General features: G+C 59.6%; 21 protein-coding genes. 10 read left to right on the forward strand and 11 right to left on the reverse strand.

The genetic code is table 11. The features are described from left to right. Positions 1-53: 53 nt before the first annotated feature. Entirely contained in the window at positions 54-806 is a 753-nt protein-coding gene (locus tag BM348_RS16410) for an HFX_2341 family transcriptional regulator domain-containing protein (RefSeq protein ID WP_092906518.1), read from the reverse strand. A gap of 99 nt (positions 807-905) precedes the next feature. On the opposite strand from BM348_RS16410, the gene BM348_RS16415 reads away from it, so the two are divergent. Beyond that, positions 906-1,244 carry an ArsR/SmtB family transcription factor gene (locus BM348_RS16415; RefSeq protein WP_092906520.1) on the forward strand — a complete coding sequence of 113 codons (339 nt, stop codon included), beginning with the start codon at positions 906-908 and terminating at the stop codon, positions 1,242-1,244. 81 nt (positions 1,245-1,325) lie between these two features. Here the strand turns inward: BM348_RS16415 and BM348_RS16420 are convergent, their stop codons facing one another. The 4 genes from BM348_RS16420 to BM348_RS16435 form a co-directional block, all read right to left on the reverse strand. Next, positions 1,326-2,081 (reverse strand): helix-turn-helix transcriptional regulator, encoded by a 756-nt coding sequence (locus BM348_RS16420; RefSeq protein WP_092906522.1) that lies wholly within the window; start codon positions 2,079-2,081, stop codon positions 1,326-1,328. 179 nt (positions 2,082-2,260) lie between these two features. After that, positions 2,261-3,274, reverse strand: a complete 1,014-nt coding sequence (locus BM348_RS16425; protein WP_092906524.1) for a phosphatase PAP2 family protein — start codon at positions 3,272-3,274, stop codon at positions 2,261-2,263. Between the two features lie 2 nt (positions 3,275-3,276). Further along, positions 3,277-5,004 carry an ABC transporter substrate-binding protein gene (locus tag BM348_RS16430; RefSeq protein ID WP_245779508.1) on the reverse strand — a complete coding sequence of 576 codons (1,728 nt, stop codon included), beginning with the start codon at positions 5,002-5,004 and terminating at the stop codon, positions 3,277-3,279. Between the two features lie 296 nt (positions 5,005-5,300). Then, positions 5,301-5,519 carry a hypothetical protein gene (locus tag BM348_RS16435; protein WP_092906528.1) on the reverse strand — a complete coding sequence of 73 codons (219 nt, stop codon included), beginning with the start codon at positions 5,517-5,519 and terminating at the stop codon, positions 5,301-5,303. 96 nt (positions 5,520-5,615) lie between these two features. Here BM348_RS16435 and BM348_RS16440 point away from each other — a divergent pair, with 96 nt between their 5' ends. Continuing rightward, a complete protein-coding gene (locus BM348_RS16440; RefSeq protein ID WP_092906530.1) occupies positions 5,616-6,278 on the forward strand; it encodes a 2,5-diamino-6-(ribosylamino)-4(3H)-pyrimidinone 5'-phosphate reductase in 663 nt (220 codons plus the stop codon). A 113-nt stretch (positions 6,279-6,391) separates the two neighbouring features. After that, positions 6,392-6,919, forward strand: a complete 528-nt coding sequence (gene msrA / locus BM348_RS16445) for a peptide-methionine (S)-S-oxide reductase MsrA (protein ID WP_092906532.1) — start codon at positions 6,392-6,394, stop codon at positions 6,917-6,919. 147 nt (positions 6,920-7,066) lie between these two features. On the opposite strand, the gene BM348_RS16450 is transcribed toward msrA, so the two are convergent. Continuing rightward, positions 7,067-7,615 carry a hypothetical protein gene (locus BM348_RS16450; protein ID WP_092906534.1) on the reverse strand — a complete coding sequence of 183 codons (549 nt, stop codon included), beginning with the start codon at positions 7,613-7,615 and terminating at the stop codon, positions 7,067-7,069. A 196-nt stretch (positions 7,616-7,811) separates the two neighbouring features. Between BM348_RS16450 and BM348_RS16455 the strand changes: the two genes are divergently transcribed. From BM348_RS16455 to BM348_RS16470, 4 genes are all read left to right on the forward strand, one after another. Then, positions 7,812-8,225, forward strand: a complete 414-nt coding sequence (locus BM348_RS16455; protein ID WP_092906537.1) for an acyl-CoA thioesterase — start codon at positions 7,812-7,814, stop codon at positions 8,223-8,225. A gap of 426 nt (positions 8,226-8,651) precedes the next feature. Continuing rightward, positions 8,652-9,626 carry a M48 family metallopeptidase gene (locus BM348_RS16460; protein ID WP_092906539.1) on the forward strand — a complete coding sequence of 325 codons (975 nt, stop codon included), beginning with the start codon at positions 8,652-8,654 and terminating at the stop codon, positions 9,624-9,626. 246 nt (positions 9,627-9,872) lie between these two features. After that, complete coding sequence (pdhA, locus tag BM348_RS16465; RefSeq protein WP_092906541.1) at positions 9,873-11,027, forward strand: pyruvate dehydrogenase (acetyl-transferring) E1 component subunit alpha; 1,155 nt, start codon at positions 9,873-9,875, stop codon at positions 11,025-11,027. A gap of 6 nt (positions 11,028-11,033) precedes the next feature. Continuing rightward, positions 11,034-12,002 (forward strand): alpha-ketoacid dehydrogenase subunit beta, encoded by a 969-nt coding sequence (locus BM348_RS16470; protein WP_092906543.1) that lies wholly within the window; start codon positions 11,034-11,036, stop codon positions 12,000-12,002. Between the two features lie 24 nt (positions 12,003-12,026). On the opposite strand, the gene lpdA is transcribed toward BM348_RS16470, so the two are convergent. From lpdA to BM348_RS16490, 4 genes are all read right to left on the reverse strand, one after another. Continuing rightward, positions 12,027-13,448, reverse strand: a complete 1,422-nt coding sequence (lpdA, locus tag BM348_RS16475) for a dihydrolipoyl dehydrogenase (RefSeq protein WP_092906545.1) — start codon at positions 13,446-13,448, stop codon at positions 12,027-12,029. Further along, positions 13,448-15,124: a 2-oxo acid dehydrogenase subunit E2 gene (locus BM348_RS16480; protein WP_092906547.1), complete on the reverse strand. Its 1,677-nt coding sequence runs from the start codon at positions 15,122-15,124 to the stop codon at positions 13,448-13,450. The genes lpdA and BM348_RS16480 overlap by 1 nt, the downstream gene beginning before the upstream one ends. Positions 15,125-15,593: 469 nt before the next feature. After that, positions 15,594-16,352, reverse strand: a complete 759-nt coding sequence (locus tag BM348_RS16485; protein ID WP_092906549.1) for an IclR family transcriptional regulator — start codon at positions 16,350-16,352, stop codon at positions 15,594-15,596. 120 nt (positions 16,353-16,472) lie between these two features. Then, positions 16,473-17,936: a YjiH family protein gene (locus BM348_RS16490; protein WP_092906551.1), complete on the reverse strand. Its 1,464-nt coding sequence runs from the start codon at positions 17,934-17,936 to the stop codon at positions 16,473-16,475. Positions 17,937-18,924: 988 nt separating this feature from the next. Here BM348_RS16490 and BM348_RS16495 point away from each other — a divergent pair. After that, positions 18,925-19,200, forward strand: coding sequence for an MTH865 family protein (locus tag BM348_RS16495; protein ID WP_092907200.1), 276 nt, complete (start codon positions 18,925-18,927; stop codon positions 19,198-19,200). Positions 19,201-19,534: 334 nt separating this feature from the next. On the opposite strand, the gene BM348_RS16500 is transcribed toward BM348_RS16495, so the two are convergent. Then, positions 19,535-19,906, reverse strand: a complete 372-nt coding sequence (locus BM348_RS16500) for a winged helix-turn-helix domain-containing protein (protein WP_092906553.1) — start codon at positions 19,904-19,906, stop codon at positions 19,535-19,537. Between the two features lie 225 nt (positions 19,907-20,131). Between BM348_RS16500 and BM348_RS16505 the strand changes: the two genes are divergently transcribed. Together BM348_RS16505 and BM348_RS16510 are read left to right on the forward strand one after the other, a co-directional pair. After that, positions 20,132-20,821 (forward strand): cob(I)yrinic acid a,c-diamide adenosyltransferase, encoded by a 690-nt coding sequence (locus BM348_RS16505; RefSeq protein ID WP_092907202.1) that lies wholly within the window; start codon positions 20,132-20,134, stop codon positions 20,819-20,821. A 118-nt stretch (positions 20,822-20,939) separates the two neighbouring features. Next, positions 20,940-22,565, forward strand: a complete 1,626-nt coding sequence (locus tag BM348_RS16510; protein WP_092907204.1) for a cobyric acid synthase — start codon at positions 20,940-20,942, stop codon at positions 22,563-22,565. The last annotated feature ends 14 nt before the right edge of the window (positions 22,566-22,579 follow it).

A 22,579-nucleotide genomic window follows, 5' to 3' on the forward strand; every position in this document is an offset into this window, starting at 1 on the left:
ACTAATGCAAACACAATGAAGTTTTCTCCCGAGATACCTCTCAGGAGCGTCGCCTACAACTTGTGACGGAAGGCCCGCAAGGCGTTCGTCCCGGTCTCGGTCAGCGAAACCTGTTTCGAGCGACCGACCGATTCGACCTGCAGGTAGCCGTTTTCGACCAGCGGGGAGATGATGCGGTTGTTCAAGAGGGCGAACTTCGCCTTGTCGTTTGCGGGCGCCGATTTCGTCATGAAGTCGAGTTCGGCGTCCTCGGCGAACGTGATCAGATCGCTCTTTTTCGGCGTGTAGGCCGGGTCGTCGGTTTCCTCGACGTAATTCAGGATCCGGACCTGATCCTCGGTCGGCGTTTCGATGGGGTAGGAGGGCAGCTGTTCGGCCATTTTCATTCCTTCGGTTCGGGGGGTTTCGACAACGGGATGTGAACGAGATTCCGGATGGACATGGTATCCGCTCGCGTCCGCCGCCATGCACGCAAGCGCTGCCCCGATGGCGGCCAACTTCGGTCCGCTCGAGACGTTTATCCGTACGATGTCGTCGTCGTAGCTAGCCGCGATGGTCGTAATCTCACCCAGCACGTCGTACATGTCACCGAGATCAATCTGCCGAAAGTGGACGGCAACGCCGTGGTCCGTGAGTGTCTCCGCTAGGTCCTCGTGGTAGTCCAGTCGCTTCTGGTGTCTATCCCGAAGCAGGTGCAGAACGTCGGCGTCGTACTCGAGAACCGGGTCCTTGATCCGGTCGAGCTCGTACCCGAGCGGGGCGATGTGGACCTCGTCGATCGATCGAAGCTCCGTATCAGGTGTCATTATAGATAGTATTGAAGGTAGTAATACTATAATAGTATCGTTTGTACTGGTAGTAAGGGGATAGAATTGAACATACCCCTCGCTGTACGATTAGTTGTCATGCAGACGATGGAAACACAGGAACCAGACGTCGACGTCGAAGCCGCCCTCTCGCTGTTCGGCGACGAATACGCGATGGACATCCTCGAGACGCTCAAAGAGAACCCATCGACGGCGGCCCAGCTCCGGGAGCGCTGTGACGGGTCGAAGGTGACGATCTACCGACGGCTCAACAGCCTCGAGGACGCGGGCCTCATCGGGTCCCGGCTGAAGGTACGGTGTGGCGGGAACCACTGCAAGCTGTACTACCCGGCCGTCGAACGCGTCACGATCGCGATCACGGATGACGGGTTCGACACGGAGGTCCACGGTCGGAACGACCGGCCGCACGAATCGTAGCGCGAACGCCGATCCGCGTCGACCCCGCGAACCACCACACGCGGCTCGATCCCCAGAGAGTGGAGTCGACAACGCAGTTCGTTACCGAAAGTCCCAGAGGAGTTCTGCGGATGCTTTCCGCTTTCGATACTGCGTTCGAGCCCACGAAACCGCGTTTGGAGCGTCGTTGTAGATCACACCGCTGAACCCACCCGAACTGTAGACGGTGATGCCTGCGTACTCCCTGTCTGCGTACTCGAGAATCCAGATCGCGAACGAATCGGTCAGCTCGGTCCGCAGCAACGTGCCCTCAGCGCGTCGGAGCAGTTCCCGTAGCTCTTCGCGTTGTGCCGAGTCCAGCGATTCGAACACGGCTTCGTCGATAACGAGTTCACAGGTGAGACCGTGGTTTTCGACCGATCGGTCGATGTCGTCGTAGAATTTTCGAAAGACCGCCGGGCCGGTGCCGTACATCGTCGTCGCCTCGTCGACCAGGGCGCTGCTCTGATCGAGAACCTTCCACGGCCGCCGCGGATCTGCTACGTTGACCGTCGCCCCCCGGAGGAACTCGAGCGAGAGCGACTCGAGATCGATCTCCGCCAGTAATGGGCCGGCAGTCTGAATCTGATCGATTGCACGTTCGTACTCCAATCGGGCCTCGAGCGCCAGCCGTCCCGTCTCGGTCAGTCGAAACTGGGAGTCGACCTTCCTGACACATCCCCGGTCGACGAGCTCCGTAATGCCGCGATCGACCGTCGACCGGGAAACGGCGGTTCTGTCGACGATCTCGGGCTTGGGGGACGGATTGTCGCGTAGCGCCTCGAGCAAATCTCGCCGCCGTCGCAGTACCCGTTCCATTGTGTCTTCGACCACCGGTATTGATCGTAGCGTTCTCTGTGGATCGGTATATATCCCGCGGCCGCGTACACGAGTGCGAAATCGGCGACTCAACGATCGCAAGAGAGAACGGGTACTAGCAACTGTCGTCTCAACGGATCAACGGGGATGGTGCGCATTGAGCGTGTGTACTCCGAGTATCAGTCGCTTTCGCCGTTTTTCCCGCCCGAATCGGGGTGGGACTGGGGCTCAAGATTCGATGTCGTATCACGGTGCGGCGTGTCGCTCGGTGTGTCCGTCCGTGTATTCATCGCCTGATTTTGATCCGTACTGGCTCCAGAGTCGTCTGAATTTTTTTCCCTCCCGAGAGCCGATCGAAGCCGATTCTCGTAGGCTTCGAGGTCGATACCGAAGTCCTCCTCGAGCGACCATCGGCCGACGAATCGATCTGCGGCTTTGACCGTGACGATAGCCAGAATGATTCCGAAAACGACGTCGATGGCCCAGTGCATACCGAGGTACATCGTCGAGACCGCGACGCTCACTGCCAGCGGAACCGAGACGAGAAACCAGATCGGATAGGACTCTCTCGTTCGGTACGCGAACAAGGCGATGGTCGCAGAGAGAGACGTGTGCAACGACGGAAAGACGTTCGTCTTGTGGTTGACCTCGCTAGTGAGTGTCATATACTGCGGATTGAATTGATACAAGGCAGTTCCGATGGCATCCGGCATGAGGTTTCGTGGTCCGTAGGCCAAGACGAACAAGTAGAGGATCAACCCGAGAACGTAGTTGAGCGCGTACGCGGACAACAGTTCCCTGAACGGTCGCGTATCCGAGAGCGCGAAGTACGCGATCACCGGGAATATCAGCATAAACGCATAGCCGTAGATATAGACGAACGAAAGGTACTGTGTGAGCGCTGGCGTCGCGAACGACTGGAACCAAAGGACAGTCTCCCCCTCGATGTTGTAAAAAAGCGGGGTCAAGTTCCAGTCGATCGCCCGCGAGAGGGGCGGGATCCGCGGTCGCGCGATCCGATTGAGCAGTAACACAGCGATAACGATGACAACCACGGGTGCTGACTGGCGCAATCTATCCGGCCACTCTCGGCGGGTTCGTCGAAGGCGCTCGCGACCGACGCAGACGGTGGTAAAGACGGCGAGCATGAGCGAAACCACGATCAATACCTGAGCGACAAGTTCGGCGAGCACGGCTATCTCACCAGGCGTTCGCGGTCGTCGCTGTACTGAAAGCCATAGCCTTCGAAGGCTCGTTTTGCCTGTTCGACATCGAGTGTATCCGATCCTTCGGACCTTGTTTCATCACTCTTGCGGAAAAAGGGCGCGTAGGGCGCGGTTCCGTCCCACTCGAGTTCCTTGGGTGTCCACTCGTCCGTAACCGGAGTGACGATCGGTGTGGCGTATCCGCCAAACACGTCAGAAACGATCATCTCCCGGTCGATCAAACCTGCAACGACTTTCCGGAAGTTCGGATTGCTGAAGGGGGCATTCCGGACGTTGAACCCGATGTGATAGAACTGCCACGACTGCGGTTCGACGAGCTCGAGGGCGTCGTCGGTGATCTCGCCGATCTCAGAGATTGCCATCGGCATCGCCGTCATATCCCTGGGTTGGGTTGCGCTTTCACCACTGAGGCCCCTCAGGACTAGCCCGCTGTTGAGTGCTACTTCGAAACGGATCTCGTCGGCGGACGGCTCCGGGAAATCGACGGTATCGCGGGTCGTGAAGTGTCGGTCAAACCGCTCGAGTCGGAGCCGCTCGCGCTGTTCCCGTTCGACGAAGGCATACGGGCCGCTACCAATCGTTGAGATTCCATCCTCACTCACTATACTCCAGGTGCCCTGAATGGGGTTTTGACCGTTCTCGAGGCGCGTCTCGACTTCAGGCTTCCAGACGTGTCTCGGAAGGATCGGGATCGTGAGCGCGCGTTCTGCGACATCGGCGTGTGCATCGACTTCGATCTCGACGGTCTGTCCGTCGAGGACGCTGGTGCTCTCGACGATGTCGATCAGTCCGCGATGTCTGGGTGCCGGCGATCGAACACCCTGTTCGTCTCCGAGCGATGTGTCCGCAAAGAATTCGTAGGTGAACTCGATATCCTGTGAGGTGACCGGTTGTCCGTCGTGAAACTGACAGTCAGGCCGGATAGTGACGGTCGCGGTCGATTCGTCCCACTCCCACGATTCGGCGAGCCACGGACGGAACGACCCCCCGTTCGGAACCGCCAGCGAATCGTACAGCAGATCGATTATCGTCCCCTGATCGCGTTGGGTTGCAGCGAGCGGGTTGAGATTCCGCGTCGGTCGGGTATCAGTGATAATCCCCCGCAGGATTACGTCCTCTCCATCGTCCCATTCGTGTTCGATCGGCTCGAGTCCGAGATAGCCCAGTTTCCGGCCGAGCGGGTGCTCACTCCAACCGTCGAATCGATCGGTTCTGACGACTCTGCGGTCGTCTGTCCGGCAGATCGGAACAATCGGGTGGGCCTGTGCGATCCGGGTGAGGAGGTCGGTGATCGCCTCCGTTCGTTCGTCGCCGTCCATCGAACGCTGTCGTTCGAGCAAGTCGTCGACTTCGAGGTTCGTAAACCCGTAGGGGTTTTGCCAACCCGCTTCCGGATCGTACGTCGAGTGGAATAGTTCGTACAGATAGTCCGGATCTGAACCACCGTGTCGGCTGGCGACAAAACAATCGAAGTCGTGCTCGAGTAAGACTGCGCGGAGCAGTTGGGATCGAGATCGCGGTTCGATCGTGGCATTGATCCCGACCGCACTGAGGTTTTTTTCGAAGGTGCGAGCAATCTGACTGCTCCGCCGATCGTTATCCGCCGGCAGCGTGAGAATCGTTACGGACATCTGCTCGGGCGAATCGTTCGTGAGTACTCGGCGTATCGCAGTGCCGCCGACTGCACCGGCTACCACACCCCCACCGGCGATCAGCGCCGAACGTCTGCTTACCCGTTTATCCAGTTTATCGGACATTATTTACACTTGTGAGAATTCGACAAGAGAGATTCGAATACGATGAGTCTCGGCGCCACTATCATAGTTACCAACGTATGTCAAGGCGCGTAATCAAAGTAATACCGCACAGAGCGATGTTCATTTAGTGTGATGGGCTTCAAACTGAACCGTATTGAAATTTATGGGGTGTCTCGAAAACGCATAGCGTTCGTGTGGGCGCATGAAATCCCGCGGACTCAAGGGCGTCACAGCGATCACGCATCGTCCTCGAGCAATCCCATATCGTCGGCGACCAGATCGGCCAGCGAATCCGCGACGTCCGGGTCGACGACCGCTCGTTGCCGACCGTCGTGCAATCGATCGTTGTGCCCAGCGAGCGTTTCCGCTAACTCCGACAGCGGGACTCGGGCCGTCGTCTCGCACTGATCGCACACGATCGGCACGCGGGGCCCGCCTTCGTCATCGTTGGCCATAGTCGATCGGTCCTTGCGCGGTGGCCGACAAAACCTCCCCGATTTGTCCCGCTACGGGACACGGGATTCTTTACCGAACGCGTTAGAGAAACGAGTATGAACGTCGTCGTCAACGCCGCGATGAGCGCGGACGGAAAGCTGTCCTCGAGACGCCGCGAGCAGGTCACCATCAGCGGGAGCGAGGACTTCGAACGCGTCGACCGGCTCCGGGCCGACAGCGACGCCGTCGTCGTGGGTATCGGAACGGTGCTGGCCGACGATCCGCGCCTCACAGTCAAAGACCGCGACCGGCGTGAACGCCGACTCGAGAACGGCGAGCCGGCGAATCCCGCGCGCGTCGTGGTCGATTCGAACGCCCGAACCCCGCCGGACGCGCGGATCGTCGACGAGCAGGCGGAGACGTACCTCTGTGTCAGCGAGAACGCCCCGGTCGAACGGCGGATGAACCTCTCCGATCGAGCGACGCTGGTCACCGCGGGGGAAAAACGAGTCGACCTGCTGCGGGCGTTCGCAATGCTCCAGCAAAACGGGCTCGAGCGACTGATGGTCGAGGGCGGCGGCGAACTCATCTTCTCCCTGCTGGAAAACGGTCTGGTCGACGAACTGACCGTCTTCGTCGGTCCACAGATCATCGGCGGACGCGACGCCCCGACGCTCGCCGACGGCGACGGGTTCGTCGAGAACTTTCCCGAACTCTCACTCGAGGAACTCGAGAAGGTGGACGACGGCGTGTTACTGCGTTGGACGGTCCAGTACTGACCGCTCGATCCCGAACGCACCAACCGATGACGTGGTCCCAATCACACCACTGACGTACCGTCCCGAACGCACCGACCCGTCACACCTTTCCTCGTCGAACGCCGAGTACGAGTATGGCCCGAGCGACTTTCGGCGGCGGTTGTTTCTGGTGTGTCGAGGCGGCGTTCGAACAACTCGAGGGCGTCGAATCGGCGACGTCAGGCTACGCCGGTGGCGATACCGAGAACCCCTCCTACCGGGAGGTATGTACCGGACGGACCGGACACGCCGAAGTCGTCCAACTGGAGTACGATCCGGGGACCGTCGGCTACGACACGCTACTGGAGGTGTTCTTTACGATCCACAATCCGACGACTCGCGACAGGGAAGGACCCGACGTCGGCTCGCAGTACCGGTCCGCGATTTACGCCCACGACGAGGATCAACTCGAGCGCGCGAAGGCGTTCGTCGAGGCACTCGAGGCCGAGGAGGCCTACGAGGACCCCATCGTAACGGAGATCGAACCGCTGGAGACGTTCTACGAAGCAGAGCAAAAACATCAGAACTACTTCGAGAAGAACCCGAACGACGCGTACTGTTCGATGCACGCCGCGCCCAAAATGGAGAAGGTTCGCGAGCGGTTCGAGAAACAGAGCGCGTGAGCGCGCCTCGCACGACTGGTCTCCGAATCACCATCATATTTACTACACATACTAGTTACTGTCGGAGTTCAGATAGTAGTTCAGGACGCTCGCGAGTGAAACACAAGAGACGTATCAGGACGTGAACTCACCCGAAAGAAAGTATCGTCAGGAATCGCCGTACTCGAGATACTGGCGTCCCTCCTCGGTTTCGGCGAGGATGTCGTCGAAGATCGCCGCTTCGGTCTGGAACTTGTGAACGCTGTGGAGCATCGTGTTGTGGAACCCTGAGAGGAGATCGCCGTGCGTTTTGAAGAACTCGTGTACCCATCGCTCCATCTGATCGTTCGTCCTGAACTGAGCGATGCAATGCCAGTGATAGTTGCTGTCTGCGGTGAAAAATACGAGAATGTGCGGATCGTTCATCAGGTCTTCGTAACACGACCGCCAGTGGTCCTCGAAGTTGGGGAAATTAAACGAGATTCGGAACTGATAATGGCGAAATATCTCCCGGTTCGGGAGAATCGTTTCCCGAAAGATCTCTTCTTCGGACAATGTCCGAAGGATCTCGTTTATTCGGTTGTGTGAGAGGGTAATTCCGTACTCCGACTCGAGAACCTGGCTGAGTTTCCGGGTCGATGCCGTCGGGTTATCGACCCTCGCTTTGAGGATGACGATATCCCGTGGAGAGACGTCAAACGATTCGTCGTCTACCATTATCGTCTACGTGGGAGAGTCGTCGTAAAAAGGTATCTACACCTGTAGCTTCACGCCGGTCAAAGAGCTCGTCAGTGTGTTCATACCATTTTCGCATATAGATACATTATATGATATTCTTGGAACAGAGATATGTGCCAGGCCGGCGAGGATGACACTACATTTATATTGAGTCGAAAGTACCAATCTAGCATCGATGAGTTTTACGCGAACCTGGACAGTGCGGTTTTCGGATACGGACCCGTTCGGCATCGCTCACTACCCGCGAATGATCGACGCGATTCACGAATCGTCGGACATGCTAATGGAATCGATCGGATGGCCGTTCTGGCAGCTGTCCCAAGAGGAAGGGTTCGGGCTACCGCTCGTCTCGATGGACTTCGACTTCGTCGGACAGGTCAACGCGGGTGACACGGTCGAGATCGAAGTGACGCCGACGGTCGGCGAAACGAGCGTTCAGTTCGAGTACACGGCTACCCACGACGGCGAAGTCGTGTTCAACGGCTCCGAACACCGCGTCTGCGTTCCGGTCGGCGAAGACAGCGGAATGGAAGTACCCGACGGGTTGCGAACGGCACTGAAAACCGTCGACACGCGGTACGACGAGTAGTTCAAGCAACTTAGTATGCATTGAGCACAGCTTGCGTTGTTGTATCGGTGGTTTTTGCGACTTTGAGGATCTGAAAGAGCTAATTCCTTCGTTGGTGGTGGCGGCTTGCACGGGCTTGTTCACGGAGTGTCGCAGATCTCCTTGAGATGGTGTTACGATGAACACGAATATAATTATAAATACTTTCCATGAATGTATCACCATAATCTATTGGATTCGTCCATATTTCGGCTCACTCGGTGCAACACTCATTCTTTACCCATCAAAAACAGAAATTAGTGCAAATATAGGAATGTTGAGATGTGAGTGTCGTGCGATTATAGCAGAGAGTAGTAAAACGGAGTCTTTTGCCCAAAAACCGTCGGCCAAGTCGCTAATAGTTTCTAATCGGTACAAAAAAGGACCTCCGGAAGATCACAGAAACTAATGCATAGATCAATTGAACAATCACTCGCACTTCGGATGGGACTTTCTCTGTCGCTGTTGCTGATAGCTACTGGAGGATTTATTGGGATGATCTGGGGTGTCTTTGTCGCCATTCTTCTTTTGGCTCGAGTATCTCTCTCTACAGCCATGATACTCTCAACCGTTCCGGCGCTCATAGTGCTTCTGTGGATCATTATCGTCGAGTATCGTGACGGCGTGACGATTGAACAGGGGGCGACTGCTACCCCAGTAACCGCCAAAGAACGTCCTCCCCTCCACGCTACGGTAAACCGAGTTTCATCGATTCTCAATGTACCAACGCCGACAATCGCGATTTCGGACAGTCAAGTGCCCGAAGCGATGGTTGTCGGCGTTCGACCAACGAACAGCCGACTCATCCTTTCGGAGGGAACGCTTGAAGCGCTCAACGAAGATGAACTCGAAGCCGTAATCGCTCACGAACTGGCACACGTGAAAAATTACGATGCCTCCGTAATGACGGTCATTTCAGTACCGGTAGCCCTCGCGGATGGGCTTGTTGCTCGGGCACGGGAGTTAGCACGACATCGCGGCGACCTCGCCATCGTACTCGGCGCTGTCGGCCTCGTGGGGGTGGCGGTCACGCAAGCAATTACCTCTGTTTGTTCCCGAACGCGAGAGCTCGCAGCGGATCAAGCTGCCGTCGAAGTACTCGGATCAGGTGCACCGCTTGCGAGCGCACTCCTAACGTTGGATCAGCGAATCAAACAGGCACCATCCCAGGATTTGCGAGATGTTCATGCAGTATCATCGCTCTCAATCCTCCCATTTGAGAGGTATGACCGGGATCTACCATCGGGATATTGGGAGGAAGTTAATGTCAATCCATTTTTGGGATTTGTTCGAAAACCAGTGTCCCAGTATACCTCATGGGTATTTCGTACACACCCAACTACTGAAAAGAGACTCCAATTACTGTCTGAGCTTGAGGAGTGATCGATACTCATTCGATAAAACGTATCGAAGCGAATTCAGAACAATGAGGGGAAATGAGGGCGTAGTCGACGAATCCACTGCCACCGCTCAGAATGGTGGATTTATTTGGTCACGAAAACCGAACTCTTCCACTTCAACACCTTTGATCTACTAACCTTCCCTGAGGCCGTCTAGTGATTCAACGTAGCCAACGATAGTGACCAAAAGACAAGAGTATTAACGCTTTAGGCCAATTCCGAGTACACCATGGACAACAGTCCGCGGTCAGTTACACCTGTGGGAGACGTGGGTGTCGATCCCCTCTCACAGGGCGACCTCGAGATCGACACCTACCAAGTGGTCCGCCCGGACGGGACGTTCGACTCCGATCGGGTACCGGACGTAGACGACGAGTCGCTTCGAGACCTCTACCGGTGGATGCTCGTACAGCGGCTGTACGACGACCGCGCAACCAAACTCCAGCGTCGGGGGAAACTCGGGACGGTCGCGTCCGGACGCGGACAGGAAGCGGCCATCGTCGGCAGCGGCTTTTCGCTCGCGAAACAGGACTGGATCTTTCCGTACGGGCGGGAAGCGGCTGCCTTGTTGATGCACGGACTGTCGTTGCGCGACCTGTTGTTGTACTGGCGCGGCATCGAAGACGCCTCCCGGATGAACGGCGCGAACGTCTTCGGACTCGCCATCTCGATCGGCTCTCACATCCCGCTCGCGACCGGCAAAGCCTGGGGGATGCAACTGGCGGACGAATCGGCGATCGCGTTCGCGAACCTCGGTGACGGCGCGACCTCGACGGGCGCGTTCCACGAGGGCATGAACCTCGCGGGCGTCCTCGAGGTTCCGGCCGTCTTCTTCTGTCAGAACAACCAGTACGCGATCTCGCTGCCGTTCGACGGACAGACGAAGGCTAACACGGTTGCACAGAAGGCGCTGGCGTACGGAATCGACGGGATCCGCGTCGACGGCAACGACGTACTCGCCGTCTACAACGCCGTCTCGAAAGCTCGAGAGCGGGCCCTCGAGGGCAATCCCGTGTTAGTCGAAGCGGTGACCTACCGCCGCGGCGCCCACACGACGAGCGACGACCCGACGCGTTACCGAGACGACGAGGAAGTCGAGGCGTGGAAAGACCGCGACCCGCTCGAACGCTATCGGTCGTTCCTCGAGAAGACCGGCCGCTGGGAGGGGATCGACGAGGAAGCGATCCGCGAGGACATCGACGCGAAATTCTCCGACGCCGTCGAGGCGGCCGATGCGTTCGAAGAACGCGACGTCGAGGAAATCTTCGACTACCTCTACGAAGAGATGCCGCCGGAGCTCGAGCGCCAACTCGCGGACTTCGAAGCGCTGCTCGAGGAGCGACCCGAGCTGTACGACCACATCGAACGACGACCGAAGGGGTGAGCCAGTATGAACGCCACAATCATCGAAGCCATCAACGACGCACTACACGAAGAGATGACAACCGACGAGAAGACCGTCGTCTTCGGACAGGACGTCGCCGAATCCGGCGGCGTCTTCCGGGCGACCGAGGGCCTGCTCGAGGAGTTCGGCGCCGATCGCGTCCTCGATACGCCGCTTTCGGAGATCGCCATCGTCGGTGCCGCCACGGGCCTCGCGACCCACGGCTATCGGCCGATCGCCGAGATCCAGTTCTCGGGCTTCCTGCCGCCCGCGTTCGACCAACTCGTGACGAACGCCAGTCGCATTCGCTGGCGCACTCGCGGCGAGCTCACCGCCCCCATGGTCGTTCGGACACCCTACGGTGCCGGCGTCCGCGCACTCGAGCACCACTCCGAGAGTCTTGAAGGAGCTTATGGACATATCCCCGGCCTGAAACTCGCGATCCCTTCGACGCCCCACGACGCGAAGGGGATGCTCATCAGCGCCATCCGGGATCCCGATCCGGTCCTGTTCATGGAGCCCAAACACGTCTATCGCTCGATCCGCGAGGAGGTTCCCGAGGGCTCCTACACTGAGCCACTCGGCGAGGCAGCGGTGCGACGAGAGGGCGAGGACCTCACCGTGATCTCCTGGGGCGCCATGATGCACAACACCCTCGAGGCGGTCGACGAACTCGAGGGCGTCGACGCCGACGTGATCGACCTTCGGACGATCTCGCCGTTCGACAAGGAGACCGTCCTCGAGTCGGTCGAGAAAACGGGTCGATGTGTCGTCGTCCATGAGGCGGCCAAAACTGGCGGCTTCGGCGCCGAAATCATCGCCACCATCAACGACGAGGCCCTGATGTACCTCGAGGCACCCGTCAACCGCGTCACCGGTTTCGACGTGCCCGTGCCGCTGCTCTCGATGGAAGACTACTACATCCCGCACCCGCCGCGGATTGCGGCGGCCATCGAAGAAACGCTCGAGTACTAAGTGGATCGGTTCGGCTCGATATCCCTATCGGTTCAACGTGTGAATCGCCTTCTCCTGTGCGTTTTCGGCTGCTTCCATCACCGCCTCCGAGAGCGTCGGGTGCGTGTGGACGGTGCCGGCGATATCCTCGAGTTTCGCGCCCATCTCGATCGCCAGCCCGACTTCGGCGACGAGTTCTGATGCCTTGGGGGCGACGATCTGTGCACCGAGGACGAATTCCGTTTCTTCGTCGGCGACGATCCGGACGAAGCCTTCGGACTCGTCCATCGTGAGCGCCCGACCGCTCGCGCGCAGGGGCATCGTTCCCACTATCGGATCGAAGCCAGCGCCCTCGGCTTCGGACTCGGTCATCCCGACTGTCCCGATTTCGGGGTCAGTAAAGACGGCGGCGGGGATCGCCTGCTGATCGAGCGCCGCCGGCTCACCGGCCGCGACACCGGCGGCCACGAGCCCTTCGGCGCTGGCTTTGTGCGCTAACATCGGCTCGCCTGCGACATCGCCCACCGCCATTACGTGCTCGAGATCGGTCCGAGTATGGTCGTCGGTTTCGAGAAAGCCGCGTTCGTCGGTCTCGAGGCCCAAGGCGTCTACCTCGAGCGCGTCGGTCACGGGTTCACGCCCGACCGCGACCAGCACGCGGTCGGCGTCGAAGGCCGACTCCTCACCGTCCTCGTCGGCGACGACTTCGATCCCGTCGTCCGTCCCGCGCCACTCGCTCGCCCCGAGGCCGAACTCGAAGTCGATGCCGAGTTCTTCGGCCCGATTTCGGACGACGCGCGAAATATCGTCCTCGTAGGTCGGCAGCGCGTTCTCGAGCATTTCGATAACTGTCACATCCGCGCCGGCTTTCGCGAACACCGTCGAGAGCTCCATCCCGATGTAACCGGCGCCGACCACCACGAGTTCCTCGGGAATTTCGTCCGCTTCAAGCGCCTCGCGCGAGGACCAGACTTGGTCGTCTGCGAAGTCGAAGCCGGGAATAGACATCGCTCGGCTTCCCGTCGCGATAATGGCGTGCTCGAACTCGATGGATTCGCTGCCTTGGCCCTCGCCGCCGTGGGCGACGCGAACCGTCTCCTCGTCGACGAACGTCGCCGTCCCTTCGAGCAGCGAGACGCCGTTTGCCTTACACAGTTTCTCGACGCCGCCGGTGAGCTGGTCGACGACGCCGTCTTTCCACTCGACGAGCGCTCGCATGTCGATCGAGGGGTCGGCACGGATGCCCATTTCCTCGGCCGACGCCGCGTCGTGGGCGATATCGGTCGCGGTGATCATCGCCTTGGAGGGGATACAGCCGTAGTTCAGGCAGGTGCCACCGTAGGCGTCGCGCTCGACGAGCGTCGCGTCGAGGCCGTGTTGGGCGGCGCGGATCGCGGCCACGTAGCCGCCGGGGCCGCCGCCGATTACCAGTACGTCAGTCGCCGTCGTGATATCTCCCATAACCATTATTCTAAGAGCAGCAGTTCGGGGTCGTTCAGGTATCGCTTGACCTCGTTCGTAAACCGTGCGGCCTCCGCGCCGTCGACGATCCGGTGATCGACCGACATCGAAATCGGCAGCGTCTCTCGAGCGACGACCTCGCCGTCCTCAGCCCACGGCCGTTCTTTGAGCGAGCCGAGCGCGAGGATGCCCGCCTCGGGGTAGTTGATGATCGGCGAGACGTACTCGCCGCCGATCGCCCCCACGTTCGTGATCGTAAACGTCCCGCCCTGCATCTCCTCGAGCCCGATCGACCGGTCTCGGGCTCGCTCGGCCTTATCACCGATCTCGTCTGCCAACTCGAGCAACCCCTTCTGATCCGCATCGTCGATCACCGGCACCATCAACCCGGCGTCGCTGGCGACCGCGATTCCGATATTGTACTCGTCGTGGAGCACGATTTCCTCGTTCTCCTCGTCCAGTTCGGCGTTGATCGCCGGCACTTCTTTGAGCCCGGCAACGACTGCTTTGACCGCGAACGGGAGATAGGTGAGGTCCGTACCGCGCTCGGCGGCCGAAGATTTGAGCCGACTTCGTACCTCGACGAGAGCCGAGACCTCGACCTCGTCGTGGTGGCTCACGTGCGGAGCCGTATACTTCGAGGTCGCCATCTGCTCGCCGATCGTTCGCCGCACCCCGGCGTAGGGAATCCGATCGCCGGGTCCTGCTCGAGCCGCGCCGTCGGTCCCGCTCGTCACCGAATCTGAGCTGCTCATCTCTGGGCCAGAGCCGCCCATCTTCGGATCTGAGAGGCCAGCCGCGGACTCGTCGCCTCGAGCGTATCGGTCGACGTCTTCGGGTGTCACGAACGGGTCGCCGTCGCGTCGTTCGCTCGCTGGCACGTCGTCAATGTCGACCTCGTGCTCGCGTGCGAGTCGCCGCGTTGCCGGCATCGCGAGCGTCCGGTCTCGGCCGGCCTGCTCGAGTCGGTCGGCCGCCTCGGGTCGCTCGGTCGCTTCGAGGCGGTCGGCCCCTCGAGAACGCGACACGGTGGCGCTGCCGCTCGAAGCGCTCGCTTCCGAGTCCCGCGTAACCGAATCGGACCGTTCAGGTTCGAGGCGCTCCCGCGCGGGCGGTTCGCTCGACTCCGCGTGGCCGTCCGCGAAAGCGTGAACGTCCGATTCCGTGAGCCGTCTGTCGGCGGCACCCACCGCACGGCAAACGGCAGCCGGTTCCACACCCAGTTCGCGAGCGAGGCGTCGAACGCTCGGCGGGGCGAAGACCCGGCCGCTGTCGGCAGGCACGACCGACTCAGTCACCTCACCCGAACTCGCCTCCGACTCCCCCTCTCCATCCGAACTCCGCTCTGACTCCGTCTCACCGTCCGTACCTGTCGCGTTTGATTCCGTGGTGTCGTCGGAACTCTCCGTACTCGAGGACGACCGCTGCTCGAGTTCGGACTCGTCGACGTCGAAGACGACGAACGGTTCGCCGACCTGGATCGTTTCGCCTTCTTCGCCGCGATGTTCCGCGACGACACCGTCGTAGGGCGAGGGGATCTCAACGAGCGCCTTGTCCGTCTCGACGGTCGCGATCGGTTGGTCTTCCGCGACTCGGTCGCCTGGGTCGATGAGCCAGGTGACGAGTTCGCCCTCGGCGACTCCTTCGCCAACGTCGGGTAGTTCGAACGCCGTGCTAACCATGCGTGAAGTCATCTCTCCCCCCGAGTACCATACGCTCTTCGGTACGCCTGATCGAGCTCGAGAGGGCGGTCAGGGCCGTACTTTCACCGTAGTTCGATCCGATCGAACGAACGGCTATTTTCGTCCGACACCGCGCCCCAGATCGGCGGGGAACGCGTCATAGCTGCAAGGGAGTAGCGATAAGCACGGAATTGTTCGACAGAGGAGGAAGGTAAGGAGTCTGTGCCGAACGCGGTCCTGCCCACTCATCCGTGTATGGCCCACCGGCTGGGAAGTGGGCGTTTGACCGTCTTGGCGAGTAGCGCGACAAGGCTGCTCGAGCCATTACAAGTATAGCGTTGTAATTTGATGAGAACACTCGGGTCAGCCACGCCACGATTGGCGACGCACGCTCACGCCGACGATACTCTGCTCTCTCACCGAGTCGTTCGAGTGTAGAAAACGATCGTTCTCTAGAATCTGACGAGAGTTACGAGAAGATAAATTGGAGTTCGATGACGTTCGCTATTTCCTCGACCGCCTCGCAAAGCTGCTCCTTTCGAGGCGCGGCAGTCAGCCGACTGACCGGGCCGGAGACGCTGATCGATCCAATCGCGCGCTCGTCGACGACGATAGGGGCGGCGATACAGAAGAGACCGTTAACCGTCTCCTCTCGGTCGAAGGCGAGTCCGCGCTCACGAACGCCCTCGAGTTCCGATTCGAGCGCCGGTCGCGATGAGATGGTCTGATCGGTCAACTCCGGGAGACCATGACGCTCGAGGAGTGCCTCGACATCGGGGCCGGGCATGTGCGCGAGAATCGCCTTTCCCGTCGCCGAGGCGTGCATGTGATTTTGCTGGCCGGCGGACATGTACACGTCGGGCGAATCCCTGGGGTTCGTCGCGTAGAGACAGGTCCCCTTCCCGTCCTCTTCGATCACGAGGTTCGAGGATTCGTCCGCCTCGTGCGCGAGTTCGTCGACGTGTCGTTTTCCCACGCGATAGAGTTCGAATCGTTCCTGCACGGACGACCCGATGTCCAAAAACGTACAGCTCAATCGATACTCATCGTCCTCGCGAATAACGTACCCCGCGTCAGTGAGCGTCGCCAGATGCGTGTGGACGGTACTCTTCGAAACCGACACGTTCCGTGCGAGGTCGGAGACGCCGACGGGTTCGAGATCGCGAATGGTCTCGACGAGCTCGAGCGTTCGCTCGACGGCGCGTATCTTCTTGGTGTCTGTCGCCATTGTCGAAGACTCGTTCGCCGCTCTCTAACGTCTTTCCTTCCGCGACGGCTCGAGTAACGAACGGTTCGACGGCTAGCCGTGAGACGACGAAACCAGCGCGTGGAGAAAGTGACTGAAGACCTAGAGCAATCCGAGTGCGGCTGCGGCGTGTGTGAGCGCGGCCGCGATCGGGACGAGGACGACGGTTCGCTGGACGAACAGGACGAACAGATCGCGGAATCGGATCGGGACGTCGTCGAACATGTCGACCATCATCGGCGCGGATGCCGCGAAGAAGATGGCCTGCGAACTGACAACGATCACGATGAAGACCTGCGTGATCGTGCTCGCTTCGACGACCAGCGTCGCGGCGATGAACATCTCAGCACCGCCGATAATGATCGCCGAGGCCGCCAACTGCGGATCGGGGATACCGAACGCGCTCATAACCGGGACGATCGGGGTCGCGACGATTTCGAAAAACGGCGTGTAGACGTTGAGTACGACCACGCTCATCCCGATCGTGAGGATCGTTCCGAGCATCATCGCGGTCAGTTTCAATCCGTCGATCAGCCCGATAACGGCGGATCGAGTAATCGACGACCCGTCTTCTGCGGTTTTGACCGCTTCGTTGAACGCGAACCGCAGGTAATCGGAGACGCTCCCCGAAAACACCGGTTCCGGGTCTGGTTCCGCGACGAACTCTTTCGGGATCGTCGACAGGGGCGGAACGCGAACGAGGATAACGGCGGCGAGAACGACGCTAATCAGATAGAGCACCACGACGACCGGGAAGATGTCGAGGATACCTAACACGGCAGCGATTCCGCCGACCGTGCCGAGGTTTCCGGTCGCAAAACAGGTGCAGATCACGAACACTTCCCGCTTGTTGTACCCGCCACGGTCGAACACGTTTCGGGTCAGATAGTAGCCGATACTGAACGAACCGGCCCACGAGGCGGCGCTGTCGAGGGCCGCCCGCCCGGGAAGATTGAACATCGGTTTCATCACCGGCTGTGCGAGCGTTCCGACGAACTGGAGGCCGCCGAGTTCTGCGAGCAGGTTGACGAAAACCGCACCGATGGGGATGACGAGCGCGATCGTCAGCAACAACGCCCCCCAGACGACTCCCGAAGTGTCCCCGCTGAGAAGCCACTCCGGACCGAACTCGAACAGGATCGGAACCGCGAGAACGATCCCGACCAGCCGAAACAGCCAGAATATGTTTGATGTTTGCCAATAATCTAGTTCGAGGCGGTCGACCGTCGACTGATCCAACGAAATCCACCCCTTGTAGTGGGCCATCGAAACGGTCGTAAAGAGTCCGCCCGCGGCGATGAGCAGGAACGTCAACACCTCCACAAACATCGGACTCTGGGCCTGTATAAACGAAACGACGATGTCGAGTGGTATCGTCGTTTGACCGTCGCTGGTCTGAATCGGAAAGAGGAAGAAGAACACGCCGATCGAGAACGCGGCGATGAACTTCGCTGTCGGTCTAATCCGTTTTTTAATCAGATCGATGTCATCGATCGTCTTCGTTTCGGGATCGACCGTTCCCTCTGATATTGAATCGTCATCCTCCCAGGCATTACTACCGAACATAGAACGAGAATACCACACACATACTATAAAATTGCCGATTTTATCTGGTTATTCATTACCATACTTCGGGGAGGAGAAGACGGAGTCGAGTCGGTTGCGTCGGGCACAGTCAGGGTAATGGACGGCGAGCGGCCTGTCAACCGGCCAAATTCGGACCACAGAAACTCGAATCGACAGATGGGTTCCGGTCGCTGGGATCGGGAGATAGCGTCTAACTCGAGACCACGTGTAGCAGTCGACTCGATTAAAATACGAAACGAGGGTAACGGAGGATAAGTACCGTAGAACGACATGTCTCGAAACTTTCGTCCGTGGTTTTTTCGTTCTGTAGTAATATCTACGCAGTATTGATTTTTAATCTCCAGTGCGTTCGTACTCTCGAGAACGCGTGGTCAAATGCCGAAAGCGAGTACCATACGGGGAGATTATACTGTCACAATCAATACTGAGTGTTTTCTATTACAGGTGTAGGTGTGTAATTCAACTTCGGGAACGCATGGTGATTAATGGTGATAGAAAAGTTGGCAGAGACAGACGCCCGTTCCAGACCGTGGGTACGACCAGAGGTCTATCGATTCGATGTGCAACCAGTGGCCAGAAGTAGTGGATAGAGCTACATTGGTTGGGAGGGATGAAAACACTATGGCGTACTGCGACCCCAAGATGGCGATGGCGAAGCTGATTAGGTCAAACGTCACGCCGCCATCGACTATCGCGCTTCAACGTCGTGGCGGAACGTGATCGGGAAGAACCGTCCATTACGCCCGTGTTGCGAGCACGTGCGTGCGTTCCGCATCGCCGACGGACCGACCAGTTCACCGGCAGGCGATCGCCAGACACGCGTTCGAGGACGTCTACGACAGCGATTTCGAGAACGTGTTGTGATTCGACCAAGACCGCGGGATCGAGGCGCTCGAGGAGTCCGACACGACGGATTCGACTCGAGAACGCAAGCCGTTTGAGAGCGAGCAGGGAAGTGTGGACCACGATGACCGAACCTGATACCGAAGCGATTCGACGGCAACTGATCGACGCGTTCGAAGGCGCGGACTATCCCGTTTCGAATCCGATAGAGCTCCTGCCGGCCCTTCCCAACGGCCCCGCAACGACGTTCGAATCGGGGGAGTTCTCGATGTCGGTCCTGGAACTGCGAGACGGCGCACAGCGTACCGACGGCGCGACCGACGGGTTTCCCTACGAGACGCCGGAAGCGCTTGCCGACGACATCATCGACGGCTTGCAGGACGTGGGGAAACTCCCCTGAAAGAGCGCGCGTTCGGTCTCCCGATTCGGCGCAAGCGAGCGACTCGAGGTCGTCCCGTTGGTCAGTAGTTGCTTCCAAATTATACAATACTATTCGCATAGAGTGTTTGTGTTGATGTTTTCTTATATATTTGGATTCCAATATCATACATTTTGGCCGACAATTATGGACATACCCCCATATACAAGTGCAATATGATATATAGATCGAGATCGTTATCTATCACTCCTGATTCGGATCTCCAAGAGTGTTATTGATATTGTCCCATGGGAGAAATACTACACAGCTATCGAGATACTATCGGTAGGCGATGAACCGGTATCCGCGAGGGCCGTTACCGCGAGAACTCCTCGACGAGTTCCGGCCAGACGCCGTCGGGACCCGCGGGGGATCTATCGACCGAAACCTGGAGCGAGCGTTCCTCGTCGAGTTCGATGACGATTTGGCTGAAATCCGTGACGTACCGCGAGGTTCGACTTCGACCGGGGCGAACTTCGGCCGTCTCGCGCACGAGCGACGCCTCGGACAACATATCTAATTTCTTGTACGTCGACGAGAGAGGGATGTCTGCGGCGGTCGCGATCTCGTTCGCGGACATCGGTTCGTCCAGCGTCGAGAGTATTTTCCGGCAGGCGGCATCGTCCAGAACCGTGACGACACGCTCGAGATCTGCGTCGTCTTCGGACGGCGGAAACTCGACCGACATGACCCCACGTTGAACGCGGAGCCTAATGACGTAATTGGTCGTGAGATCGAGTAGTGTACGCCGACCCTACCCGAGGAAATAGCCTATTTCCTGGACGTAATACCTCTCGGCGGTCGTTTTGGAGCGAGATATCGCCGGTGTCGTTCCCCATATCCGTTGGTCGGACTCGAGTATCGAACCTCGAGAGGAGAATATAACTACCAGCGACAACAAAGCGGAGAAACGATGACCACCGAGCGCACTCCCGAAGCGAGCGCCGAGCAGACGCCCGGCCGGGGGCGGTCCCCCGAAGCAGCCGAAATCGAGCCCGCAGCGCCGGAGGAGTTCGGACTCGTCCAGGTCTGGTGGGGCGACGGCAAAGGCAAGACGACGGCGACGCTCGGCATGGGAATGCGCGCGGCGGGCCACGGCTACCGGGTGCATCTCCTCCAGTTCATGAAAGGGGGCGCCGCGAGCGTCGACGCGGTGCGAGGCGAGTACAACGCCATCGCCGCCCTCCCCGGGATTTCCTACGAGAACCTCGGCCACTACGGGTGGCACGGGATGAACGACGGCAGCGAGGAAACCGATCACGAAGCCGAGGCTCAAGCCGGCTTAGAGCGCACTCACGACCTGCTCGAGTCGGCCGCCGACGCCGATCTCTCGACGCCGTTCGCGCTGGATGGACCGGCAGACGACGGCATCCACATGCTCGTGCTCGACGAGGTTCTCTACGCGGCTGATCGCGGGCTGATCGAAGAGCGAGACGTCCTCGAGGTGATCGAAACCAAACCCGAGGGGCTCGAACTCGTCCTCTCGGGCAGCCACGACCGTCCGGCCTATCTGCTCGAGGAGGCAGACCTCGTGACGAACGTCAGCAAGGAGAAACACCCGATCGACGAGAACCAGCGCGCGAGACGCGGCACGGAGTACTGACCCCGAACGGCCCGCATATCCGATTGTAACGTCGAACGTCTCCCTGTTCTCGAGCGTAGCGATCTGGCCGTGAAATCGATAGGACGATAGGATCGCACACGCGATGCAAACCAAGCGGATGACACGAACGATTCTGGTTGCGGGGACCGCGAGCCACGTCGGGAAGTCGACGGTCGCGGCCGGCTTGTGTCGGTACCTCGCGAACCGCGGCGTCTCCGTCGCGCCGTTCAAGGGACAGAACATGAGTAACAACGCGCGCGTCGTCGTTCGACCGACCGCTGTCGAAGAGCCGCCTGTCACCGAGCGGGGTTCCGACGAGACAGCGACGCACGCGGATCAGTGGGGTGAAATCGGCGTCTCGCAGTACGTTCAAGCGAAAGCGGCCGGAATCGCCCCCACGACCGACATGAACCCGGTCCTGTTGAAGCCTCGCGGAGACGGCGAGAGCCAACTCGTCGTCCACGGGAGCGCGCGCACGCATCTCGCAGCCGGCGAGTACTACGAAGACTACTGGGGCCTCGCGCGCGAGGCGGCACGCAAATCCTATCGGGGCCTCGCGGCGGATCACGACGTGATCGTCGCTGAAGGCGCGGGGAGCATCGCCGAGATCAACCTCCACGACCGAGATCTGGCGAACGTCGAAACCGCACACTTTACCGACGCGACGATCGTGCTACTCGTCGATATCGAACGAGGCGGCGCGTTCGCGAGCCTCTACGGAACCCTCGAGTTGCTTCCGGACGATATTCGCGAGCGGGTTGCAGGCGCGATCATCACCAAATTCCGCGGCGATAGATCCCTCCTCGAGCCAGGGATCGAGTCGATCGAACGGCGAACGGGCGTCCCAATTCTGGGCGTGATTCCGTACGACGATCCGGGGCTTCCGGAAGAAGACAGCGTGTCGCTTCCCGGGCCCGAGACGCGAAAAACGATCGGCGTCGACGACGGGACCCAGCGCGATCGATACCTCAAAATCGCCGTCCCCCGACTGCCACGTATTTCGAACGCGACGGATCTCGAGGCGCTCGCGGCCCACCCCGATGTCGCGGTCGAGTACGTCCCGCTCGAGGGAGGGGCTATCGACTCCGATGAGTCCGACGCCATCGTTCTACCCGGCACAAAGAACACGGTCGACGATCTACTCGCGATCGAAGCGTCGGGACTCGGTGCTGAAATTGCGGATTTCGACGGCCCGATCGTCGGCATCTGCGGCGGCTATCAGATGCTCGGCGAGCGGATAACGAACGCGTCAGTCGAGGGAACCGGCGACCGTGACGTCGTCGAGGGGATCGGCTTGCTCCCGATCGAGACCGCTTTCGACGGTGAGAAGGTGGTAGAGCAGACCACCGTCGAAATCGACGGAAGCGAGTCGACGCTGCTGGCGGAGGCGACCGGGACCGCGTCGGGATACGAGATCCACGTCGGCAAAACCACCGCCCTCGAGCGCGTCGGACGCCCGCTGGGCGAGGCGAGCGCCGCACGCGGAAAGGTCCTCGGAACCTACCTGCACGGACTCTTCGAGAACGACGCCGTTCGCCACGCGTTCGTCGACTACCTCCGTGCTCGAGCGGACGACTCGATACTCCAAACCGACGGAGACGCGGCCGAACGATCGGGATCGGCGGACGGCGCTCGAGCGAGCGACCCAGATAAAACGCACGCGGCGAAATCGCCCTACGACCGCGCGGCGGCGCTCGTCGCCGACCACGTCGATTTATCGGAACTCGGAGTTGAATTCGACTAACGGGCGTGTACAGT

It is taken from the genome of Halostagnicola kamekurae (assembly GCF_900116205.1).
Lineage (GTDB): Archaea > Halobacteriota > Halobacteria > Halobacteriales > Natrialbaceae > Halostagnicola > Halostagnicola kamekurae.

What these genes read in the sequence shown, in the direction of transcription:
- BM348_RS16495 (WP_092907200.1), top strand. Translation starts at nt 18,925, where the DNA reads ATGACCGAACCTGATACCGAAGCGATTCGACGGCAACTGATCGACGCG.
- BM348_RS16510 (WP_092907204.1), top strand. Translation starts at nt 20,940, where the DNA reads ATGACACGAACGATTCTGGTTGCGGGGACCGCGAGCCACGTCGGGAAG.
- BM348_RS16470 (WP_092906543.1), top strand. Translation starts at nt 11,034, where the DNA reads ATGAACGCCACAATCATCGAAGCCATCAACGACGCACTACACGAAGAG.
- lpdA (WP_092906545.1), bottom strand. Translation starts at nt 13,448, where the DNA reads ATGGTTATGGGAGATATCACGACGGCGACTGACGTACTGGTAATCGGC.
- BM348_RS16440 (WP_092906530.1), top strand. Translation starts at nt 5,616, where the DNA reads ATGAACGTCGTCGTCAACGCCGCGATGAGCGCGGACGGAAAGCTGTCC.
- BM348_RS16455 (WP_092906537.1), top strand. Translation starts at nt 7,812, where the DNA reads ATGAGTTTTACGCGAACCTGGACAGTGCGGTTTTCGGATACGGACCCG.
- BM348_RS16480 (WP_092906547.1), bottom strand. Translation starts at nt 15,124, where the DNA reads ATGGTTAGCACGGCGTTCGAACTACCCGACGTTGGCGAAGGAGTCGCC.
- BM348_RS16490 (WP_092906551.1), bottom strand. Translation starts at nt 17,936, where the DNA reads ATGTTCGGTAGTAATGCCTGGGAGGATGACGATTCAATATCAGAGGGA.
- BM348_RS16435 (WP_092906528.1), bottom strand. Translation starts at nt 5,519, where the DNA reads ATGGCCAACGATGACGAAGGCGGGCCCCGCGTGCCGATCGTGTGCGAT.
- msrA (WP_092906532.1), top strand. Translation starts at nt 6,392, where the DNA reads ATGGCCCGAGCGACTTTCGGCGGCGGTTGTTTCTGGTGTGTCGAGGCG.
- BM348_RS16505 (WP_092907202.1), top strand. Translation starts at nt 20,132, where the DNA reads ATGACCACCGAGCGCACTCCCGAAGCGAGCGCCGAGCAGACGCCCGGC.
- BM348_RS16485 (WP_092906549.1), bottom strand. Translation starts at nt 16,352, where the DNA reads ATGGCGACAGACACCAAGAAGATACGCGCCGTCGAGCGAACGCTCGAG.
- BM348_RS16420 (WP_092906522.1), bottom strand. Translation starts at nt 2,081, where the DNA reads ATGGAACGGGTACTGCGACGGCGGCGAGATTTGCTCGAGGCGCTACGC.
- BM348_RS16450 (WP_092906534.1), bottom strand. Translation starts at nt 7,615, where the DNA reads ATGGTAGACGACGAATCGTTTGACGTCTCTCCACGGGATATCGTCATC.
- BM348_RS16500 (WP_092906553.1), bottom strand. Translation starts at nt 19,906, where the DNA reads ATGTCGGTCGAGTTTCCGCCGTCCGAAGACGACGCAGATCTCGAGCGT.
- BM348_RS16410 (WP_092906518.1), bottom strand. Translation starts at nt 806, where the DNA reads ATGACACCTGATACGGAGCTTCGATCGATCGACGAGGTCCACATCGCC.
- pdhA (WP_092906541.1), top strand. Translation starts at nt 9,873, where the DNA reads ATGGACAACAGTCCGCGGTCAGTTACACCTGTGGGAGACGTGGGTGTC.
- BM348_RS16460 (WP_092906539.1), top strand. Translation starts at nt 8,652, where the DNA reads ATGCATAGATCAATTGAACAATCACTCGCACTTCGGATGGGACTTTCT.
- BM348_RS16415 (WP_092906520.1), top strand. Translation starts at nt 906, where the DNA reads ATGCAGACGATGGAAACACAGGAACCAGACGTCGACGTCGAAGCCGCC.